Source organism: Candidatus Pelagibacter sp. uisw_091, from assembly GCF_059512525.1.
In genome coordinates, this window is the sequence record NZ_CM183455.1 from 757234 (window position 1) to 774544 (window position 17311).

At 29.8% G+C, this 17311-nt stretch carries 20 protein-coding genes, 1 pseudogene and 1 riboswitch; of the genes and pseudogenes, 7 read left to right on the forward strand and 14 right to left on the reverse strand.

Going from position 1 to position 17311, the window contains the following annotated elements; genetic code table 11:
- The first annotated feature begins 13 nt into the window (after positions 1 to 13).
- Positions 14 to 583 carry a protein-methionine-sulfoxide reductase heme-binding subunit MsrQ gene (msrQ, locus tag AC5YGA_RS04205; RefSeq protein WP_415307887.1) on the forward strand — a complete coding sequence of 190 codons (570 nt, stop codon included), beginning with the start codon at positions 14 to 16 and terminating at the stop codon, positions 581 to 583.
- On the opposite strand, the gene AC5YGA_RS04210 is transcribed toward msrQ, so the two are convergent.
- Positions 580 to 924, reverse strand: a complete 345-nt coding sequence (locus AC5YGA_RS04210; protein WP_415307888.1) for a DUF779 domain-containing protein — start codon at positions 922 to 924, stop codon at positions 580 to 582. The two genes, msrQ and AC5YGA_RS04210, sit on opposite strands and share 4 nt — an antisense overlap.
- 45 nt (positions 925 to 969) lie before the next feature.
- On the reverse strand, positions 970 to 2520 hold the full coding sequence (locus tag AC5YGA_RS04215; protein ID WP_415291300.1) for an aldehyde dehydrogenase family protein: 1551 nt from the start codon (positions 2518 to 2520) through the stop codon (positions 970 to 972).
- Positions 2521 to 2833: 313 nt separating this feature from the next.
- Between AC5YGA_RS04215 and AC5YGA_RS04220 the strand changes: the two genes are divergently transcribed.
- Positions 2834 to 3079: a DUF1244 domain-containing protein gene (locus AC5YGA_RS04220; protein ID WP_415307889.1), complete on the forward strand. Its 246-nt coding sequence runs from the start codon at positions 2834 to 2836 to the stop codon at positions 3077 to 3079.
- Here AC5YGA_RS04220 and AC5YGA_RS04225 read toward each other — a convergent pair whose 3' ends face one another.
- The gene (locus AC5YGA_RS04225; protein ID WP_415286774.1) at positions 3080 to 3580 is read right to left on the reverse strand and encodes a molybdenum cofactor synthesis domain-containing protein; all 501 of its coding nucleotides are present in this window, start codon (positions 3578 to 3580) and stop codon (positions 3080 to 3082) included. It abuts the gene before it with no gap.
- 18 nt (positions 3581 to 3598) lie between these two features.
- Here AC5YGA_RS04225 and AC5YGA_RS04230 point away from each other — a divergent pair, with 18 nt between their 5' ends.
- The 3 genes from AC5YGA_RS04230 to AC5YGA_RS04240 all read left to right on the forward strand — a co-directional run bounded on the left by AC5YGA_RS04230 (position 3599) and on the right by AC5YGA_RS04240 (position 6037).
- A complete protein-coding gene (locus tag AC5YGA_RS04230) occupies positions 3599 to 4345 on the forward strand; it encodes a TSUP family transporter (protein ID WP_415307890.1) in 747 nt (248 codons plus the stop codon).
- 29 nt (positions 4346 to 4374) lie between these two features.
- The gene (locus tag AC5YGA_RS04235; protein ID WP_415307891.1) at positions 4375 to 4965 is read left to right on the forward strand and encodes a 2OG-Fe(II) oxygenase family protein; all 591 of its coding nucleotides are present in this window, start codon (positions 4375 to 4377) and stop codon (positions 4963 to 4965) included.
- A 90-nt stretch (positions 4966 to 5055) separates the two neighbouring features.
- Positions 5056 to 5119, forward strand: a riboswitch (SAM riboswitch).
- Between the two features lie 9 nt (positions 5120 to 5128).
- Positions 5129 to 6037, forward strand: coding sequence for a homocysteine S-methyltransferase family protein (locus tag AC5YGA_RS04240; protein ID WP_415284153.1), 909 nt, complete (start codon positions 5129 to 5131; stop codon positions 6035 to 6037).
- Here the strand turns inward: AC5YGA_RS04240 and AC5YGA_RS04245 are convergent.
- Entirely contained in the window at positions 6030 to 6917 is an 888-nt protein-coding gene (locus AC5YGA_RS04245; RefSeq protein WP_415307892.1) for a DMT family transporter, read from the reverse strand. The two genes, AC5YGA_RS04240 and AC5YGA_RS04245, sit on opposite strands and share 8 nt — an antisense overlap.
- On the reverse strand, positions 6914 to 7393 hold the full coding sequence (locus AC5YGA_RS04250; protein ID WP_415307893.1) for a YbaK/EbsC family protein: 480 nt from the start codon (positions 7391 to 7393) through the stop codon (positions 6914 to 6916). Before AC5YGA_RS04250 ends, AC5YGA_RS04245 begins: the two co-directional genes overlap by 4 nt.
- 147 nt (positions 7394 to 7540) lie before the next feature.
- Between AC5YGA_RS04250 and glnA the strand changes: the two genes are divergently transcribed.
- The gene (gene glnA / locus AC5YGA_RS04255; protein ID WP_168606510.1) at positions 7541 to 8947 is read left to right on the forward strand and encodes a type I glutamate--ammonia ligase; all 1407 of its coding nucleotides are present in this window, start codon (positions 7541 to 7543) and stop codon (positions 8945 to 8947) included.
- 235 nt (positions 8948 to 9182) lie between these two features.
- Here the strand turns inward: glnA and AC5YGA_RS04260 are convergent, their stop codons facing one another.
- From AC5YGA_RS04260 to AC5YGA_RS04295, 8 genes and pseudogenes are all read right to left on the reverse strand, one after another.
- Positions 9183 to 9515 (reverse strand): HesB/IscA family protein, encoded by a 333-nt coding sequence (locus AC5YGA_RS04260; RefSeq protein ID WP_020169243.1) that lies wholly within the window; start codon positions 9513 to 9515, stop codon positions 9183 to 9185.
- Complete coding sequence (locus AC5YGA_RS04265) at positions 9515 to 9811, reverse strand: iron-sulfur cluster assembly protein (RefSeq protein ID WP_168606511.1); 297 nt, start codon at positions 9809 to 9811, stop codon at positions 9515 to 9517. Before AC5YGA_RS04265 ends, AC5YGA_RS04260 begins: the two co-directional genes overlap by 1 nt.
- Positions 9812 to 9814: 3 nt before the next feature.
- Positions 9815 to 10285 (reverse strand): Fe-S cluster assembly sulfur transfer protein SufU, encoded by a 471-nt coding sequence (gene sufU / locus AC5YGA_RS04270; protein WP_168606512.1) that lies wholly within the window; start codon positions 10283 to 10285, stop codon positions 9815 to 9817.
- Positions 10282 to 11502 carry an aminotransferase class V-fold PLP-dependent enzyme gene (locus AC5YGA_RS04275; RefSeq protein WP_415307894.1) on the reverse strand — a complete coding sequence of 407 codons (1221 nt, stop codon included), beginning with the start codon at positions 11500 to 11502 and terminating at the stop codon, positions 10282 to 10284. Before AC5YGA_RS04275 ends, sufU begins: the two co-directional genes overlap by 4 nt.
- Positions 11499 to 12746, reverse strand: coding sequence for a Fe-S cluster assembly protein SufD (gene sufD / locus AC5YGA_RS04280; RefSeq protein ID WP_496170031.1), 1248 nt, complete (start codon positions 12744 to 12746; stop codon positions 11499 to 11501). The genes AC5YGA_RS04275 and sufD overlap by 4 nt, the downstream gene beginning before the upstream one ends.
- Positions 12732 to 13481: pseudogene (sufC, locus tag AC5YGA_RS04285) on the reverse strand (Fe-S cluster assembly ATPase SufC); the annotation flags it as partial. The pseudogene sufC and the gene sufD, both read right to left, overlap by 15 nt.
- Positions 13481 to 14923, reverse strand: coding sequence for a Fe-S cluster assembly protein SufB (gene sufB, locus AC5YGA_RS04290; protein WP_415307896.1), 1443 nt, complete (start codon positions 14921 to 14923; stop codon positions 13481 to 13483). The gene sufB and the pseudogene sufC, both read right to left, overlap by 1 nt.
- 1 nt (position 14924) lies before the next feature.
- On the reverse strand, positions 14925 to 15350 hold the full coding sequence (locus AC5YGA_RS04295) for an RrF2 family transcriptional regulator (RefSeq protein ID WP_415307897.1): 426 nt from the start codon (positions 15348 to 15350) through the stop codon (positions 14925 to 14927).
- Positions 15351 to 15498: 148 nt separating this feature from the next.
- Here AC5YGA_RS04295 and AC5YGA_RS04300 point away from each other — a divergent pair, with 148 nt between their 5' ends.
- Positions 15499 to 16143 carry an alpha/beta hydrolase gene (locus tag AC5YGA_RS04300; protein ID WP_415309365.1) on the forward strand — a complete coding sequence of 215 codons (645 nt, stop codon included), beginning with the start codon at positions 15499 to 15501 and terminating at the stop codon, positions 16141 to 16143.
- Here AC5YGA_RS04300 and AC5YGA_RS04305 read toward each other — a convergent pair.
- Positions 16140 to 17267 carry an anhydro-N-acetylmuramic acid kinase gene (locus AC5YGA_RS04305; protein WP_415307898.1) on the reverse strand — a complete coding sequence of 376 codons (1128 nt, stop codon included), beginning with the start codon at positions 17265 to 17267 and terminating at the stop codon, positions 16140 to 16142. The genes AC5YGA_RS04300 and AC5YGA_RS04305 overlap by 4 nt on opposite strands.
- Between the last annotated feature and the right edge of the window lie 44 nt (positions 17268 to 17311).

The window sequence follows — 17311 nt, forward strand, 5'->3', positions numbered from 1 at the left end:
TTTTTTATAAAATATGCAGAAATATATAAAAATACCAATTTTCTTTATATCTCTACTACCAATATTAATTATTTTTTATCAAATTATCTTTAATCAGTTAGGTCCAGAACCTGTAAAAGAAATTACACATGTAACTGGTAATTGGACACTTCGTTTTATTATAATCACACTTGCAATGACTCCTTTACAAAAGTTTACTAAATTAAATTTTTGGATTAGCTATAGAAGAATGTTTGGCTTGTTTGTATTTTTCTATGCATCAGCACACATGATGACTTATGTGGGTTTAGATTATCGGTTTGACCTATCTAGTATTGGTGATGATATTGTTAAAAAAAAATTTATATTTGCTGGATTTTTAGCTTGGCTTTTATTAGTGCCACTTGCTCTTACTTCATCTAAACGAATGATAAGGCTGTTAAGAGATAAGTGGAAAAAACTACACAAACTTATTTATATAATTTCATTATTAGGAATTACTCACTACTTGTGGTTAGTTAAAGTAGTCACAGTTGAACCCTTAATCTATCTTATTATTATTGTAATTTTACTTATGCTAAGAGTTAAAATGAAATTTAATTAATTAATTAATTTTTCAGGTACACAAATCTCAGATCTTGTTAAAAATCTTCTTCCTGTTCCATTATCTAGTGAAAACATTCCACCCATGCCTTTAATACAATCAATAATTAAATCTGTATTTTTCCATGCTTCATGTTGGGTTTCGCTTATATAAAAAGGAATACCCCCAATTTTACCAATCAAAACATCATCATCACTTATAAGGAATTCTTTAACTGGATAACACATCGGGGCACTGCCATCACAACATCCACCAGATTGATGAAAAAGCAATTCTTTACCATGATCTTTCTTTAGATCCTCAATTAATTCTAACGCTAATGGTGTTGCTGAAACTTTCATAGTTATATGGCCTGTAGTTTTATACAGGCCATTATAATATATCTGTTAAAAGAAGCCTAATTTTTTCTCACTGTATGACACGTGTAAGTTTTTCACCTGTCTATAATGATCAAGCATCATCTTATGTGTTTCTCTGCCAATTCCAGATTGTTTGTAACCTCCAAAAGCAGCATGAGCTGGATAAGCATGGTAACAGTTAGTCCAAACTCTTCCTGCTTGGATCCCTCTTCCCATTCTATAGGCAATATTTCCATTTCTAGTCCAAACACCTGCTCCTAAACCATAAAGAGTATCATTTGCAATTTCTAATGCATGCGCTTCATCTTTAAATTTAGTAACTGATACAACTGGACCAAAAATTTCTTCTTGGAAAACTCTCATAGAGTTATCACCTTCAAAAATAGTAGGTTGGATATAATTACCTTTTTCCAAACCACTGTTTAAGTTAGCAACTTCACCTCCACATAGAACTTTAGCACCCTCTTTCTTACCTAAATCTAAGTAAGATTTTATTTTTTCCATTTGCTCTAATGATACTTGAGCACCAATCATGGTTTCCATTTTTAAAGGGTTATCTTGTGTTACTGCTTTTGTTCTAGCGATAGCTCTTTCCATAAATTTATCATAGATAGATTCTTGAATCAAAGCTCTACTAGGACAAGTACAAACTTCTCCCTGATTAAGAGCAAACATTGTAAAACCCTCAAGACATTTATCAAAGAATTCATCATCTTGATCCATGACATCTTCAAAGAAAACATTTGGAGACTTTCCACCTAATTCTAAAGTTATTGGAATTAAGTTTTGAGCAGCATACTGCATAATCAAACGTCCAGTTGTTGTTTCACCTGTAAAAGCAATCTTTCTGATTCTTTTAGATGAAGCTAATGGCTTACCTGCTTCAAGACCAAAACCACTTACAACATTAAGAACTCCAGGAGGTAATAGATCTCCAATAAGCTCCATTAATAGTAAGATTGATGCTGGTGTTTGTTCAGCTGGTTTTAAAACTACACAGTTTCCTGCAGCAAGTGCTGGTGCAAGTTTCCATGTTGCCATTAATAACGGGAAGTTCCAAGGTATAATTTGTGCAACTACACCAAGTGGCTCAGGTATATGATAAGAATACTCACTGTTACTTATCTCTGAAACAGAACCTTCTTCTGCTCTTATGGCTCCAGCAAAATATCTCCAATGATCAACAACTAATGGTAAATCAGCTGCCATACATTCTCTGATTGGCTTTCCATTATCTAGACATTCAGCAGTAGCTAAAAGCTCAAGGTTTTTTTCAATAACATCAGCTATTTTAAGTAGAATATTAGATCTTTCAGTTATTGATGTAATTCCCCAAGTAGGAAAAGCAGCATGTGCAGCATCTAATGCAGCCTCAACATCTTTTGCATCTGACCTTGGAACGGAACATATAACTTCATTATTGATTGGGCTTACGTTGTCAAAATATTTTCCAGATTTTGGTTCAACGAATTTTCCTCCTATAAAATTTCCATATTTTTCTTTAAATGGAAATTTAACTTTTAAGTGAGACGTATCTAGTAACGGAGATCGTCCACCTTTTACTGTTTCTGTGCTCATTTTTATCCTCTCTCTCTTATTGTTATTCTTTAGCTTATTTTTTTTTAATGGTTTACGTAACTTCTTTTTGGTCACACCTTTTTTCTTTTTAACTTTTTTAATATTTTTAGGTGATCGTTTGACCAAGTTTTTCTTAATTTTTTTTTTGGCTTTACGTTTAGACTTTTTGGCTGTTTTTTTCTTTTTAGTAGCCATCCAATATTTAAACAAATTTTAATATTAAGATCTATGTATTATATTATTAAATTTCTACTCAAGATTGAATAAGGCCCTATATCTTGTGCTTAATTGAAATGTGTCTAATAATTTGTTCATGAATGAAAATACAAAAAAAGAATTACAGTCTTCTACTTTTGAGAGATTACTTAAACATTTAGATGAGCGAAAAGATGTTCAAAATATAGATATTATGAACCTTGCTGGTTTTTGTAGAAACTGTTTATCAAAATGGTATCGAGAAGAAGCAGAAAAAAAAGGTATTGAAATTTCAGAGCTAGAAGCACGTGAACATGTGTATGGTATGCCTTATCCAGAGTGGAAAGAAAAATATCAAAAATAATTATTTTTCTTTAAGTCTTGGAAACAGCTCTACAAAGTTACAAGGTTTATGATTTATATCTAGCTGATGTTTTAAGATTCCTTCCCAAGCATCAGTAACACCACCTGAAGATCCCGGTAGAGCAAACACATATTTACCATTAGCTAGCACAGCACAAGCTCTAGATTGAATAGCAGATGTACCAACTGTCTTTAAACTAATTGTTCTAAACACCTCTCCAAAACCTGGAATATGCTTGTCAGCAATCTCATTTACTGCCTCTGGTGTTATATCGCGACCCGTAAGTCCTGTTCCACCAGTTGTAATAATAACATCTATTTTGGATTGATTAATCCAATCTTTAAGGATTATAATAATGTCTTCTTTGTTATCTTTGCAAATTTTTCTATCTATTAATTTATGTTTAGCCTCTTCTATTTTTTTTACTAAGATCGCACCGGACTTATCATTCTCAAAAGTTCTAGTATCTGTAACTGTTAAAAGTGCTATATTTACAATCATAAATTTAAAATAATTACTGTGATTATATTATCATTTTTATTTCTTCTAACAGCAACTTTATACTCTAGTGTTGGATTTGGCGGTGGTTCTACCTATCTAGCTCTTCTATTAATTTGGGATGTTCCTTACTTGATCTTTCCTGTAATTGCCCTCTTTTGTAATATTATTGTCGTTTCAGGAAATTGTATTAACTATATTAAAGCTGGAAATATCAATCTAAGGATACTTTCTCCATTCTTAATATCATCTGTTCCACTTGCATTTATGGGGGGATTATTATCAATAGATAAAGAAGTTTTTGAAATTTTACTTTTTACTGTCTTAACATTAGCGGGAGTTCTCCTTCTTCTGAAATTTAAATCTTTTGATCAAAAAAGTGAAGTTTATAAAAAAATACCAATAATATTATCATTGTTAATTGGTGCATCTATTGGATTTGTGTCTGGCGTGGTTGGAATTGGTGGTGGTATTTTTTTAAGCCCTATATTGTTATTAATTAGAGTGGATAAAGTAAAAAACATTGCAACAGCCTCATCATTATTTATATTGATTAATTCTGTATCAGGACTTGCTGGTCAATTTACAAAATCATCAACGATAAATGGAATTTTTGATTATTGGCCATTATTTTTACTCGTTTTATTAGGTGGTCTATTAGGAAATTATTTAAATCTTAAAATTTTTCCTACAAGAATATTAGCTCTAGTAACATCAGCACTTGTCATATTTGTCGCTATTCGTATGGGACTGAAGTTGTTTGCATAACACAAGTATTAAATTATTATAGATAAAATATGAAAACATTTAGAGCTTTTGGCCCAACTATAGGAAAAAGTAAGTTATCCAAAAAAATTATTACTACATTAAATGCTCACATTGACAAGTCTCAATTTTCTAAAAAAAATGATTACAGTTCTAAACTGGCAAGTCAAATTAAGAATGAAATCAAGATACCTAAAACAATAATTAATAAAACTTTATCTAAAGATTTAATAAAAAATATCAAAATTTATCTTGATAAGTCTGACGTAAAAAAAATTAAAGAAATTAAAATAATTAACCTATGGGTAGTTAGACAATTAAAAAATGAGTATAACCCTATTCATTATCATGATGGACAATTGTCAGGAGTTGGTTACCTTAGAATCCCAAAAGACATGAATCAAAATAAATTAGTTAAGAATAAAAAAATTAAAACTAATGGAACTATCGATTTTATTAATGGACAAAAGAACTTTTTGAGCAAAAGTATCTATAATTTAAATCCTAAACTAGGAGATCTATTGATTTTTCCTAATTATTTAATGCATACAGCCTACCCATTTAATGTTGATGGTGAGAGAAGATCTTTCTCTTTTAATGCTAAAATATTATTCAAAAAATAATTTGCTAATCAGTCTATTAAGTATATAAATATATTTACCGATTTGATCCATATTGCAGGTACTAACTGCTAAAAAGGAAATCATTAAATTAATTGGTAAGGGTAGTTGGACTATATTGTGCCCCTGGCATAAAGCTAAAGCACTAAAAAAGCAAGGAGTAGAGATGGATATAAATTTTTTTAAAAAAACAAGAGTTCTAGATGGTGGAATGGGTCAAGAATTATTAGCAAGAGGTGTTGAAGCAAATGGTACTCTCTGGAGTGCTAATGCATTATTGCATAAAAAATATCATCAGCTTTTGCTTGATACACACTTAGATTTTATAAATTCTGGTGCTGAAATTATTGTAACAACAACATTTACTACAAGAAGGATGAGATTAAGAGATAATGGTATTGAGGATAAATTTGAATACTTAAATACTAAAGCTGGTGAAATAGCTAAAAAGGCAAAAGATTTAAATCCACATATTTTAGTTGCTGGAGGATTGCCTCCTCAATATTTAACCTATGAAGCAGACACAAGATCTAATGATGAAATTAAAGAAAATTTTTATGATCAAGCAAAATTACTTGATCCTTTTATAGATTTTTTTTATTTTGATGTATTAAGTAGCGTAAGAGAGTTTAAATTAGCTATCGAAGCCATAAAAAGTTTCAACAAACCTTATCTAATTGGTGCTCATGTTTCGGAGGGAGTAAAGTTACCAAGTGGTGAAAATATTTCTGAGATTATCACAACAATAAATCACAAAAATTTACTTGGAATAATACTTTCTTGTGTATCACCAGAAAATTATGAAAAAAATCTTAATGAAATAAAAAGTTTAGATGTTCCATTTGGCTTTAAACTAAATGGGTTTATCACAACAAAACCTACAGCAGGTTACACAAATACTTTTAATAAAAGTAAAACAGGAAACCCAAATGAATTTCTGGGTCACAGAGAAGATCTAGTGCCAGAAAAGATGGCTTTATTTGTAAAAAAATTTAAAGAAGCTGGGGCCACTATTTTAGGAGGTTGCTGTGAAACCAGACCAGCACACATTAAGGAGATGGCTAAACTTAAATAATTTTTTTATTTCCTGCTTTTTTTACAAAATAGAGACCCACTAAAACTGCTAACAATGAAGTTAAAACTTTATCAGTAATTAATTCATCTAAAAATATATAACTTAATATAATTCCAAAAATAGGTATTAAATAAGAAACTTGAGATTGAAATATTAGTCCATTATTCTTTAAAATTCTAAATCTAAGAAGCCATGCTAAACCTGTTGATACAAGACCAAGATAAACTACAGAAATACATGACTCTATTGAGGGTGCAGTTTCCCAAGGTTTTTCTATAAAAGAAACTAATGGTATCAAAATTATTATAGCCCAGATTAATATTGATCCTGTTACATTTTCATTTTTTTTATCACTTATTTTAAGAGTTAAAACTCCACCTATGACATAACAAGTTGATCCAAGTAAAATCATTAATGCTGAGAAAAAATTATTATCATTAATTAAAAAATTATCTGAAAATAAATAAACAATTCCTGAAAAACCAATTAATATTCCAAATGTTTTAATAAAGTTAAATTTTTCATTTTTAGTAAAAAAATGTCCTAATAAAGTTGAGCTTAATGGTGTGGTTGACATTAATATTGCTGCTAGATTACTTTGAACTGATTTTACACCGTAGGCAATTAAGAAAAATGGTAGTACTAAATTTACAAATCCAATTATAGCAAACCAATACCAATCTTTTGAAAAGGCTTCTATTTTAATTTTTTTGTAAAAGCATAATAGTAATACTGGAATAGATCCAAAAAAAACTCTCAAAAATGCAATTGTGATTGGCCCAAAAGACTCTGTTGCAATCTTGATATTAAAAAAGGCTGAAGCCCATATTAAAGATAAAATTACCAATAAAGTATAATCGATTAGTTTAGGTTGTCTCATTCAATTATATCTTCAACTTTCCCATTTGTAATTTTTTGAATATTAATAAAGTTTATTTTAAATACACAGTTTGGATGTCCAGCTGCTGCAAAAAGGTGAATAAACCTTTCTAAAGATTTGTCTATTATAATCTCAATCTTGTTTAAATGACCAATTGGTGAAACACCACCAATTGTGTATCCAGTTTGGGTTTTAACTTCTTCTGGTGACGCCATTGAAATATCTTTTTTATCTTTCAGCTTTTTAAGTTTATTTAATGAACACCTCTTATCTCCTGCTACTAAACATAAGATAAAATCATCCCCTGCCCTAAAAAGTAAGCTTTTGACAATCGCACCTACATTACAATCTAAAGCTTTAGCAGCGTCTTGAGCTGTTCTTGCTGAATTTTCTAAAATAATTACCTCTAAAGATTGGTCAAAACCCTTAAGAAATTTTTCTGCTCTTTTAACGGCCTCTTTATCTAATAAGCTCATATTGCAACTAATAATTGATTGATAATTTAACAAATAATGATGTAATTCATATGTAAAAAACGCATAGGTGATATTTATTATTCAAGCAATATTATCAAGAAAATATTTGTTATCTATTGATTACAAAATTTAAAAAAGGGAGAAACTATGACTGCTGCCAACGTTTTAAAATTCATGAAAGAAAAAGAAGTCGAATTTGTTGACTTAAGATTTTCTGACCCAAGAGGGAAACTTCAACACTTAACAATGGATCATACTATTGTTGACGAGGAGATGTTAAATGAAGGCGTGTTTTTTGATGGATCATCTATTGCTGGTTGGAAAGCAATTAACGAATCTGACATGATTTTGAAGCCAGATACTTCAAGACTTGTTATGGATCCTTTTACCTCACACAACACATTAATTCTTTTTTGTGATATTTTAGATGCTGTTAAAAGATCTCCTTATGAAAGAGACCCAAGAGGAACAGCTAAAAAGGCAGAAGAATATTTAAAAAAATCAGGCGTTGGTGATAAGGCATTCTTTGGCCCTGAACCTGAATTTTTTGTATTTGATGATGTAAGAATTAATAATGATCCTAATAACACTGGTTTTAAAATAGATAGCAAAGAAGGTCCTTATAATTCTGGAACAGAGTATGCAAATGGAAATATGGGTCATAGACCTCCAGTAAAAGGTGGTTACTTTCCAGTACCTCCAGTTGATAGTGAACAAGACATGAGAGGTGAATACTTAAAAAGTTTAAAAGAAGTAGGTATCAAAGTTGAAAAACATCACCACGAAGTAGCACCGAGTCAGCATGAACTAGGTATGTACTTTGGAACACTTGTTGATCAAGCTGATAATGTTCAGTTGTACAAGTATGTTGTTCAAATGGTTACTCACTCTTTTGGAAAGACTGCAACCTTTATGCCCAAACCAATTGCTGGTGATAACGGTTCTGGAATGCATATTCATCAATCAATTTGGAAAAATGATAAGCCAGTTTTTTCAGGCGATAAATATGCAGGTTTATCAGAGACAGCACTTCATTACATTGGTGGTATTTTAAAACATGCAAAAGCAATTAATGCTTTTTCAAATGCTACAACAAATAGTTATAAAAGATTAATTCCTGGTTTTGAAGCACCTGTGTTACTTGCTTACTCTGCAAGAAATAGATCTGCTTCTTGTCGTATACCAATTTCATTAAGTAAAAATGGTGCAAGATGTGAAATAAGATTTCCTGACGCTTCAGGAAACCCTTATCTAACTTTTGCTGCTATGCTTATGGCTGGTTTAGATGGAATTAAGAATAAAATACATCCTGGTGAATCTTTTGATAAAGATCTTTATGATTTACCCCCTGAAGAAGTTAAAAATATTCCAACTGTTTGTGGTTCTCTAAGAGAAGCCATGGAAAGCTTGGATAAAGATAGAGAATTTTTAACTGAAGGTGGTGTTTTTACTGATGATCAAATAGATGCTTACATCGCATTAAAATTTGAAGAGATACATAGATTTGAACATGCACCTCATCCTGTAGAGTTTGAGATGTATTACAGCAGCTAAGACTAATTACTGTCTAGTTGTTGCGATTGTATCTTTGTTAATTCCCTTTTTGACAACGTAATCCTGCGTGCCGTTAGCACCAGTGTTTACTTCTTTTCGAAGAGTCTTGAAGAAAGTTCTTTCTTTCAGTGACTTTTCTAAAGATTTAACAAGATTTTTAAATTCGAATTTGTTCATACCTATTTAATACCTTAGATATGTGATATTTGCAATACTGATATGCGTTAAAGTAATATTAAACTTTGAATGATTCACCACAACCACAACGCTCAGATTCATTGGGGTTATTAAATACAAATGATGATGAAAATTCTTCTTTTTTATAGTCCATTTCAGTGCCCAATAAGTACATAACGGCTGCAGCATCCACAAAAACCTTAACACCTTTGTCTTCAATTATTTCATCTGATGGGTTAATTTCTTTTGCATATTCCATTACATAAGACATGCCAGCACAACCACCAGACTTAACTGCAACTCTAACACCAATTGAATTCGACTCAACTCCAGACATAATTTCTTTAATACGACTTGCAGCATTATCACTTAATTTAATTATAGGATTCATTATAGATTTAACTCCAATTTAGCAGCTTCCGACATCATTGATTTTTCCCAAGGTGGTTCAAAAACTAAATCTAGATCAACTTCTTCAATACCCTCTACTTGCATCGCACTATCTTTAACTTCCTGAGGTAAACTTTCTGCAACAGGACAATTTGGTGTAGTCAAGGTCATTATAATTTTAGCTTTAGTCTCGTTTACCTTAACATCATAAATTAAACCTAATTCATAAATATTGACCGGTATCTCTGGGTCATAAATTTTTCTAATTTCAGCTATTACTTGTTCTCTTAAATCCATAATTTAATCTAATTTTTCAGTATTAATTTCTTCTTGAGTATTGTCAATCGCAGAAACTAAAGTGTGCCATGATAAAGTTGCGCATTTTACCCTCATTGGATATTTTTTTACTCCAGATAAGCACATTAATTTAGTTTTTTCATCCTCTTTTAAATTTTCTGAATTTAATTTAGGATTTTCTTTTATCATTCCTAAAAAATCTTCAATAATTTCTTTAGCTTCATGTTCATTCTTACCTTTAATTAAGTCTGTCATAATTGAAGCTGACGCCATTGAGATAGCACAACCACTACCTTCAAAAGAAATATCTTCTACTATTTTTTGTCCATTAAGTTTTAAATAAACATGTACATTGTCACCACATAAAGGATTATGTCCTTTAGCGTCTTTATTAAAATCATCAGTCTTACCAAGGTTTCTTGGATTTTTACCATGCTCTAGTATTATTTCTTGATATAATTCTTTTAAGTTCATTTTTGATTAAAAATTTTTTTACAATTATTTATTGCATCATTAAGTTTATCTAAATCTTCTCTCGTATTATAAATTCCAACAGATGCTCGAGAGCTTGCAGGTATATTTAATTTATCATGTAGGATTTGACAGCAATGATGGCCCGCTCTAATTGCGACTCCATCTTCATCTAAGATAGTTGCTACATCATGTGGGTGAATACCCTCAATAGTAAAAGATAAAACTCCACCTTTATTTTTAGGATTACCAATTAATTTAACTGAGTTATTTTTTTGTAATAGTTTCTGCCCATATTCAACTAAGTCAGCTTCATGTTTCACCACATTATCTATACCAATTCTTTCTAAAAATTTAATAGACTGATCAAATGCAATCACTTGAGCTGTAGCCATAGTTCCTGCTTCAAATTTATTGGGTAAATCACCATAAGAAATTCTATCTTTTTTAACTTCATTGATCATTCCACCACCACCTTGATATGGTGGCAATTCTTCTAGCCATTTTTTTTTACCATACAAAATTCCTAAACCAGTTGGGCCATACATTTTGTGACAAGAAATTGCGTAAAAATCACAATCAAGATCTTGCATATCTAATCTTAAATGAGGAGCACCCTGACAACCATCAACTACAACAATTATTCCTTTTGAATGAGCAAGCTCTGTTATTTCTTTAATTGGCAAAATAGCACCAGTAACATTTGATAAATGTGTAATTGAAATTACTTTTGTTCTAGAGGTAATTTTTTTTTCTATCTCTTCTAATGTAACTTCACCATCATCATTGATTTCAGCAAAATTTATTTTTATATTTTTTGATTTTCTTAAAAAATGCCAAGGTACATAATTAGAATGGTGTTCTAATTCAGTGATGAGCACTTCATCACCTTCTTGTAAATAATTTTGACCCAATGTATTAGCAACTAGATTAAGTGCTTCTGTTGCACCTTTAGTAAAAACAATTTCATTTTTATCCTTGGCATTAATAAACTTTTGAACTGAAGTTCTTGTGTTCTCATATAAATTTGTAGCAGCAACTGCAAGATAATGAACACTTCTCCCTACATTGGAAAATTGTTTAGTATAGAATTCATTAATTCTATCTATTACAACCTTTGGTTTTTGAGAAGAATTTGCACTATCAAGATAGACCAAATCATTATTTTGAATTTTTTCATCAAAAATAGGAAACTCTTTTTTTATCTTTTCTATATTCATTCTTTAAGTCCAATCGTGTTTTTTATTAAATTTTTAATTTCAGAATCTGTTATTTTTTCTATTACATCTAGTAAAAACCCATTAATTAAAAGTTCTCTTGATTGTTGATAATTTAATCCCCTAGACATTAAGTAAAATATAGAGTCTTCATCTAAACTACCTGATGCAGAACCATGTGAGCATTTAACATCATCTGCATAAATTTCTAATTCTGGTTTTGCATTAAATTCAGATGCTTCATTTAATAAAATTGCTTTACTTAGTTGATATCCATCTGTTTTTTGTGCTTCTGAATTAACAAATATTTTTCCCTGGTATACAGCCTTAGAATTATTGTCTAAGACACTTTTAATTAGTTGATAGCTTTTAGTATTTTCTGTTAGGTGATTTATTGTAGTTCTAACTTCATGATGTCTATCATCAGAAAGTGAAAAAATACCATTTATAAATGCTGATGAATTTTTTCCATTTAAGTTACAATTAATCTCATTCTTAAAAAAATGTGATCCAGATGATAAAATAAATGTTTCCGATATACTGTTATCAGCTTGTTCAATGTTATTAAAAGAATATTTTACATTCTTATTTTTTATTTTATCAATTTTATAATTTTTTAAAATTGCATCTTGCTTTAAATCAAAATTATAAAAAATATTTAAAAAATTTTTTTCTGAATTATCATTAAATAAATCTATTATTCTTAGAGAGCTATTTTCTTCTAATTGAAAATCTAAGCTTAAATTTATGTTTTTGGTCTTAATCTTATCATTTGTTATATGATAAATTATTAAAGGTTTTACTAATTGATAACCTTTTTTAATCAAGATTTTATAAGATTTATCGGTAAAAGCCTTATTTAAATCAATTAAAGTGTTAAAGTTATTTGACCTATTATCAATTTCTGGCTCATCAATTATTTCTATCTTATCTTTCTTTTCATAATCAAAATCAATTTTTTCAATCCTACCATTTATAAAGACGATCTTGTTATGCTCTAATCCATCAATAAATACTGATGTATCAATCTTATTTGATAATGAATAATCATTATAAAAACTAAGATCACCAATATTTTTTTTAATTATTTGATTTAAATCAGAAAATTTCCAGTTTTCTTGTCTTCTGTTTGGAAAACCTGTTTTTATAAATTCATTCAAAGAGTTTTGTTTAAGCTCAATATCTCTTTTGGTGAAACTTGAAGTTTTTATAATATTATCAAAATCTATTTGAAGTTGTTCTTTCATAAAATTAAAAACTTTCATATCCTTTTTTTCTAGTTCTAATGCTAACTCTGCTCCACCAGATTTGATAATTTTTCCATCTTTCAATACATGCACAAAATCAGGTTTAATATAATCTAGCAGCCTTTGGTAATGCGTAATTATTAGAAAAGAATTTTTCTTATCCCTTAAAGTATTCACCCCATCAGCAACAATTTTTAAAGCATCAATATCTAATCCTGAATCGGTTTCATCTAAAATTGATAACTTTGGTGCTAACAATGACATTTGCAAAATTTCATTTTTCTTTTTTTCTCCACCAGAAAAACCAACATTTAATTGTCTATTTAGTTTTTCTTCATCAAACTTAAGTTCTTTTGCTTTTTCTTTAACTAATTTTAAAAATTCGATAGCATCAAGCTCTTTTTCACCTCTTGCTTTTTTCACTGCATTTAATGAGGTTTTTAGAAATATATTCGTATTGACACCAGGAATTTCTAAAGGATACTGAAATGCTAAGAAGATACCTTTGTGTGCTCTTTCCTCTGTTTCTAAATCAAATAAATTTTTATTTTCAAAAAGAACCTCCCCTGAAACTTCATATCCTTTTTTACCTGATAAAATATTTGATAACGTACTTTTTCCAGATCCATTTGGACCCATTATAGCATGGACTTCTCCTGGGTTTATTTCAAGAGAAAGCCCTTTTAAAATTTCTTTGCTATCTATCTTTGCATTTAATTTATTTATCTTTAACATTAGCCAACACTTCCTTCCAAACTAATACCAACTAGCTTTTGAGCTTCTACAGCAAATTCCATCGGTAGCTGTTGTAATACCTCTTTACAAAATCCATTCACTATTAGTCCAACTGCTTCTTCTTGGCTCAAACCTCTTTGCTGACAATAATGAAGTTGTTCTTCACTTATTTTTGAAGTTGTTGCCTCGTGAGCAGTATTTGATTCTGAGTTTTTATTTTTAATATATGGAACTGTATGTGCTCCACACTTATTACCCATTAATAATGAGTCACATTGAGTATAATTGCTAGAATTTGATGCTTTAGAGGAAATATCAACAAGGCCTCTGTAAGTCATATCTGAAAATCCTGCACTTATTCCTTTCGAAATAATTTTACTCTTTGTATTTTTACCTAAATGGATCATTTTTGTACCTGTGTCAGCTTTTTGATGATTATTTGTAATTGCAATTGAATAGAACTCTCCAATTGAATTATCCCCTTTTAAAATACAACTTGGATATTTCCAGGTAATAGCAGATCCTGTTTCTACTTGTGTCCATGAAATTTTAGAATTTTTACCTTTGCACAAACCTCGTTTAGTAACAAAATTATATATTCCACCTTTTCCATCTTTATCTCCAGGATACCAATTTTGAACTGTAGAATATTTTATTTCAGCATCATCTAGTGCTATCAACTCTACATTAGCAGCATGTAATTGATTTTCATCTCTCATAGGAGCTGTACATCCTTCTAAATAACTTACATAACTTCCTTTATCTGCAACAATTAAAGTTCTTTCAAACTGACCTGTGTTTGAAGCATTTATTCTAAAGTAAGTTGATAATTCCATCGGACATCTTACGCCCTCAGGTATATATGCAAATGAACCATCGGTAAAAACAGCAGAATTAAGAGTTGCAAAAAAATGATCAGTTGTAGGAATTACAGATCCTAAATATTTCTTAACTAGTTCAGGATGATTTTGAATAGCCTCCGATATAGGACAGAAGATAATTCCTAGCTTAGACAGTTCTTCTCTAAAAGTTGTGGCAACTGAGACAGAGTCAAATACTGCATCGACTGCAATACCATTTAATCTTGCTTGTTCTTGAAGTGGGATCCCAAGTTTTTTATATGTTTCTAAAAGTTTTGGATCTAATTCGTCTAAACTTTTAGGTTTATCGTCCATACTTTTTGGTGCAGAATAATAATATAAATCTTGATAATCAATTTTTGGATACTTAGGTTTTTGCCAATCTGGTTCTTTTAATTGTTTAAATCTTTCAAATGCTTTTAATCTAAAATCAAGCATCCATTTAGGTTCTTTTTTTATGTTTGAAATAAATTTAATTACTTCTTCATTTAAGCCTTTGGGTGCTGTTATACTTTCAATGTCAGTTGAAAATCCATATTTATAATCTTTTAATTTTTCTATTTCTTTTTCTCTAGCGTCCATTTTAATTTCTACTTTCTGATGAGTTGCTTATAAGATCTTTTAAATTTTTTTGTTCAAAAAAATTATTGATATGAAGCTCAAGTTCATCCCACAAATTATGAGTAATACACTTTGTTGTCTTGCTGTTACATCCTTTTTTAGACTCTTTTTTACATTGAACAGTTTTAACTTCTTCATCTACAGCACTAAGTATATTTGCTAATTTAATTTCTTCTGGTTCTTTGTTTAAGATATAGCCACCATTAGTTCCTCTAATGCTTTTCACAATATTGTATTTTTTTAATTTAGAAAAAATTTGTTCTAAAAAGTCCAAGGAAATTCCCTGTCTTAACGATATATCTCTTAAAGATACTGGATTAACACTATTAAACTTAGCGAGATCAGCTAATGCCATTACTGCATATCTACCTTTTGATGTTAATTTCATTTTACCCTTATTTAAGAAGGCTTTTTATACAAACCTGACTAAATTAGTCAAGTATACATTTCATAAAAAAGTTAACATATTGTCGCTTAGTTGTGATAAGTGTATTTTTTTTTGAGAATAATAATCAATATCATTTATGGATAACAAAATTGTAGAAGTTTTTATACCTGGCCCTGCCGGAAGAATGGAAGCTAAATATTATAAGAGCAATAAAATTACATCACCAATAGCGTTAGTATTACAACCTCATCCTCAATATGGAGGAACAATGAATAATAAAGTTGTAGTAGATACATTTCATACCTTTATGGAAAATGAATTTTCAGTTTGTAGAGTAAACTTTAGAGGTGTTGGAAAAAGTGATGGCGAGTTTGATAATGGTCAAGGTGAATTGGCAGATGCTGCAGCTGCATTAGATTGGTTAGAAAGAGAAAATTTTGATAACTCACAGTGCTGGGTTTCAGGATTTTCTTTTGGGTCTCTAATAGCTATGCAATTACTTATGAGAAGACCTGAGATAAATAGATTTATCGCTATATCACCTCAGCCAAATGTGTATGATTTTTCTTTTTTATCACCATGCCCCACGTCAGGCTTAATGATTTATGGAAAAAAAGATGAGCTAGTGCCACAAGAGCATATTGCTGATCTTGATAAAAGATTAAGTGCTCAAAAAGGAATTAAGGTAGATTTTCAAGCAGTAAATGATGCTAATCATTTTTTTACTAAAACAGAAGATGTGTTAGTAAAAAGTTTGGACAAATATATTAAAAAAGAATCTGCTTTATTTTAATAATTTTGAACTAAAACTCCACCTGTGCATGAATTTTTAACATTAGTCGTTTTAGGAAAAGATATTTTTTTATTTAAATAAGATCTTATTGCAAGATATGCGAAAGCTTGTGATTCCACAAAATCACCATTAATTTTATAATCATCTATTAGCGAAAGGTTTATGCTAGATGGAAGTTTTTTTTTAATACTACCTAATAAAGACAGGTTTTTTCTACCTCCTCCACAAATAAGTATGTTTAGCCCTCTATCTTTACTTAAATTAATAGAATTAATAATTGATTTATAAATGATAGAAGCTGTAAAATCAGTTAAAGTTGATAGTCCATCTTCCATTGATAATCCTCTCACAAAACTTAAATCAAAATCTTTCACATCAAATGAAAGGTTGTTGTTACTTTTTATATTATCAAAATTTTCAATTGCTTGATTTAAAATAACTTCATTTGTTTTTCCTGCTTTAGCTAATTCACCGTTTTTATCGAATCTTTTTTCACTATTTATTCTTGTCCATTCATCTAATAAACAATTACCCGGTCCAATGTCATAACTTTTTAAATCATTAGAATTTTTAGAAGAAACTATTGTTATGTTTGCTATGCCGCCAATATTTAATATGCATATGGGTAATCTAATTTGATTTTTGTTTACTAGTATTTGGTGAAAAATAGGTGCTAAAGGTGCACCTTGACCACCATTAAGTATGTCATTTTCTCTAAAATTATAGATAACTTTTTTCTTTAAAAGCGATGATAGTAAATTAGCATCACCAAGTTGTTTTGAAGTTTTCTCATTAGCACTATGAAATATGGTTTGTCCATGAAATCCAATTAAATCTATATCAGAGGAGTAATCACTTATAATTTTTTTACAAATAACAGCGTGAAATAATGTAATTTTTCTCTCAAGTTCACTTAATATAGTTGAATTAATCTCTAAATCTCTAGAAGAGTTAATTTTATTCCTGATATTAACCAGTTCTCTATATATATTCTCATCATATTTAAAATATTGGTCAAAAACTGTTTCGTATTTATCTTCACCATTTGATTTAATGATGGATGCATCAATTCCATCCATTGAAGTACCACTCATTAACCCCAAAGATGTATAAAATTTTTCCATTCTTATTTTTTTTTTATAAATATTGTATATTGTAGTTAACATAT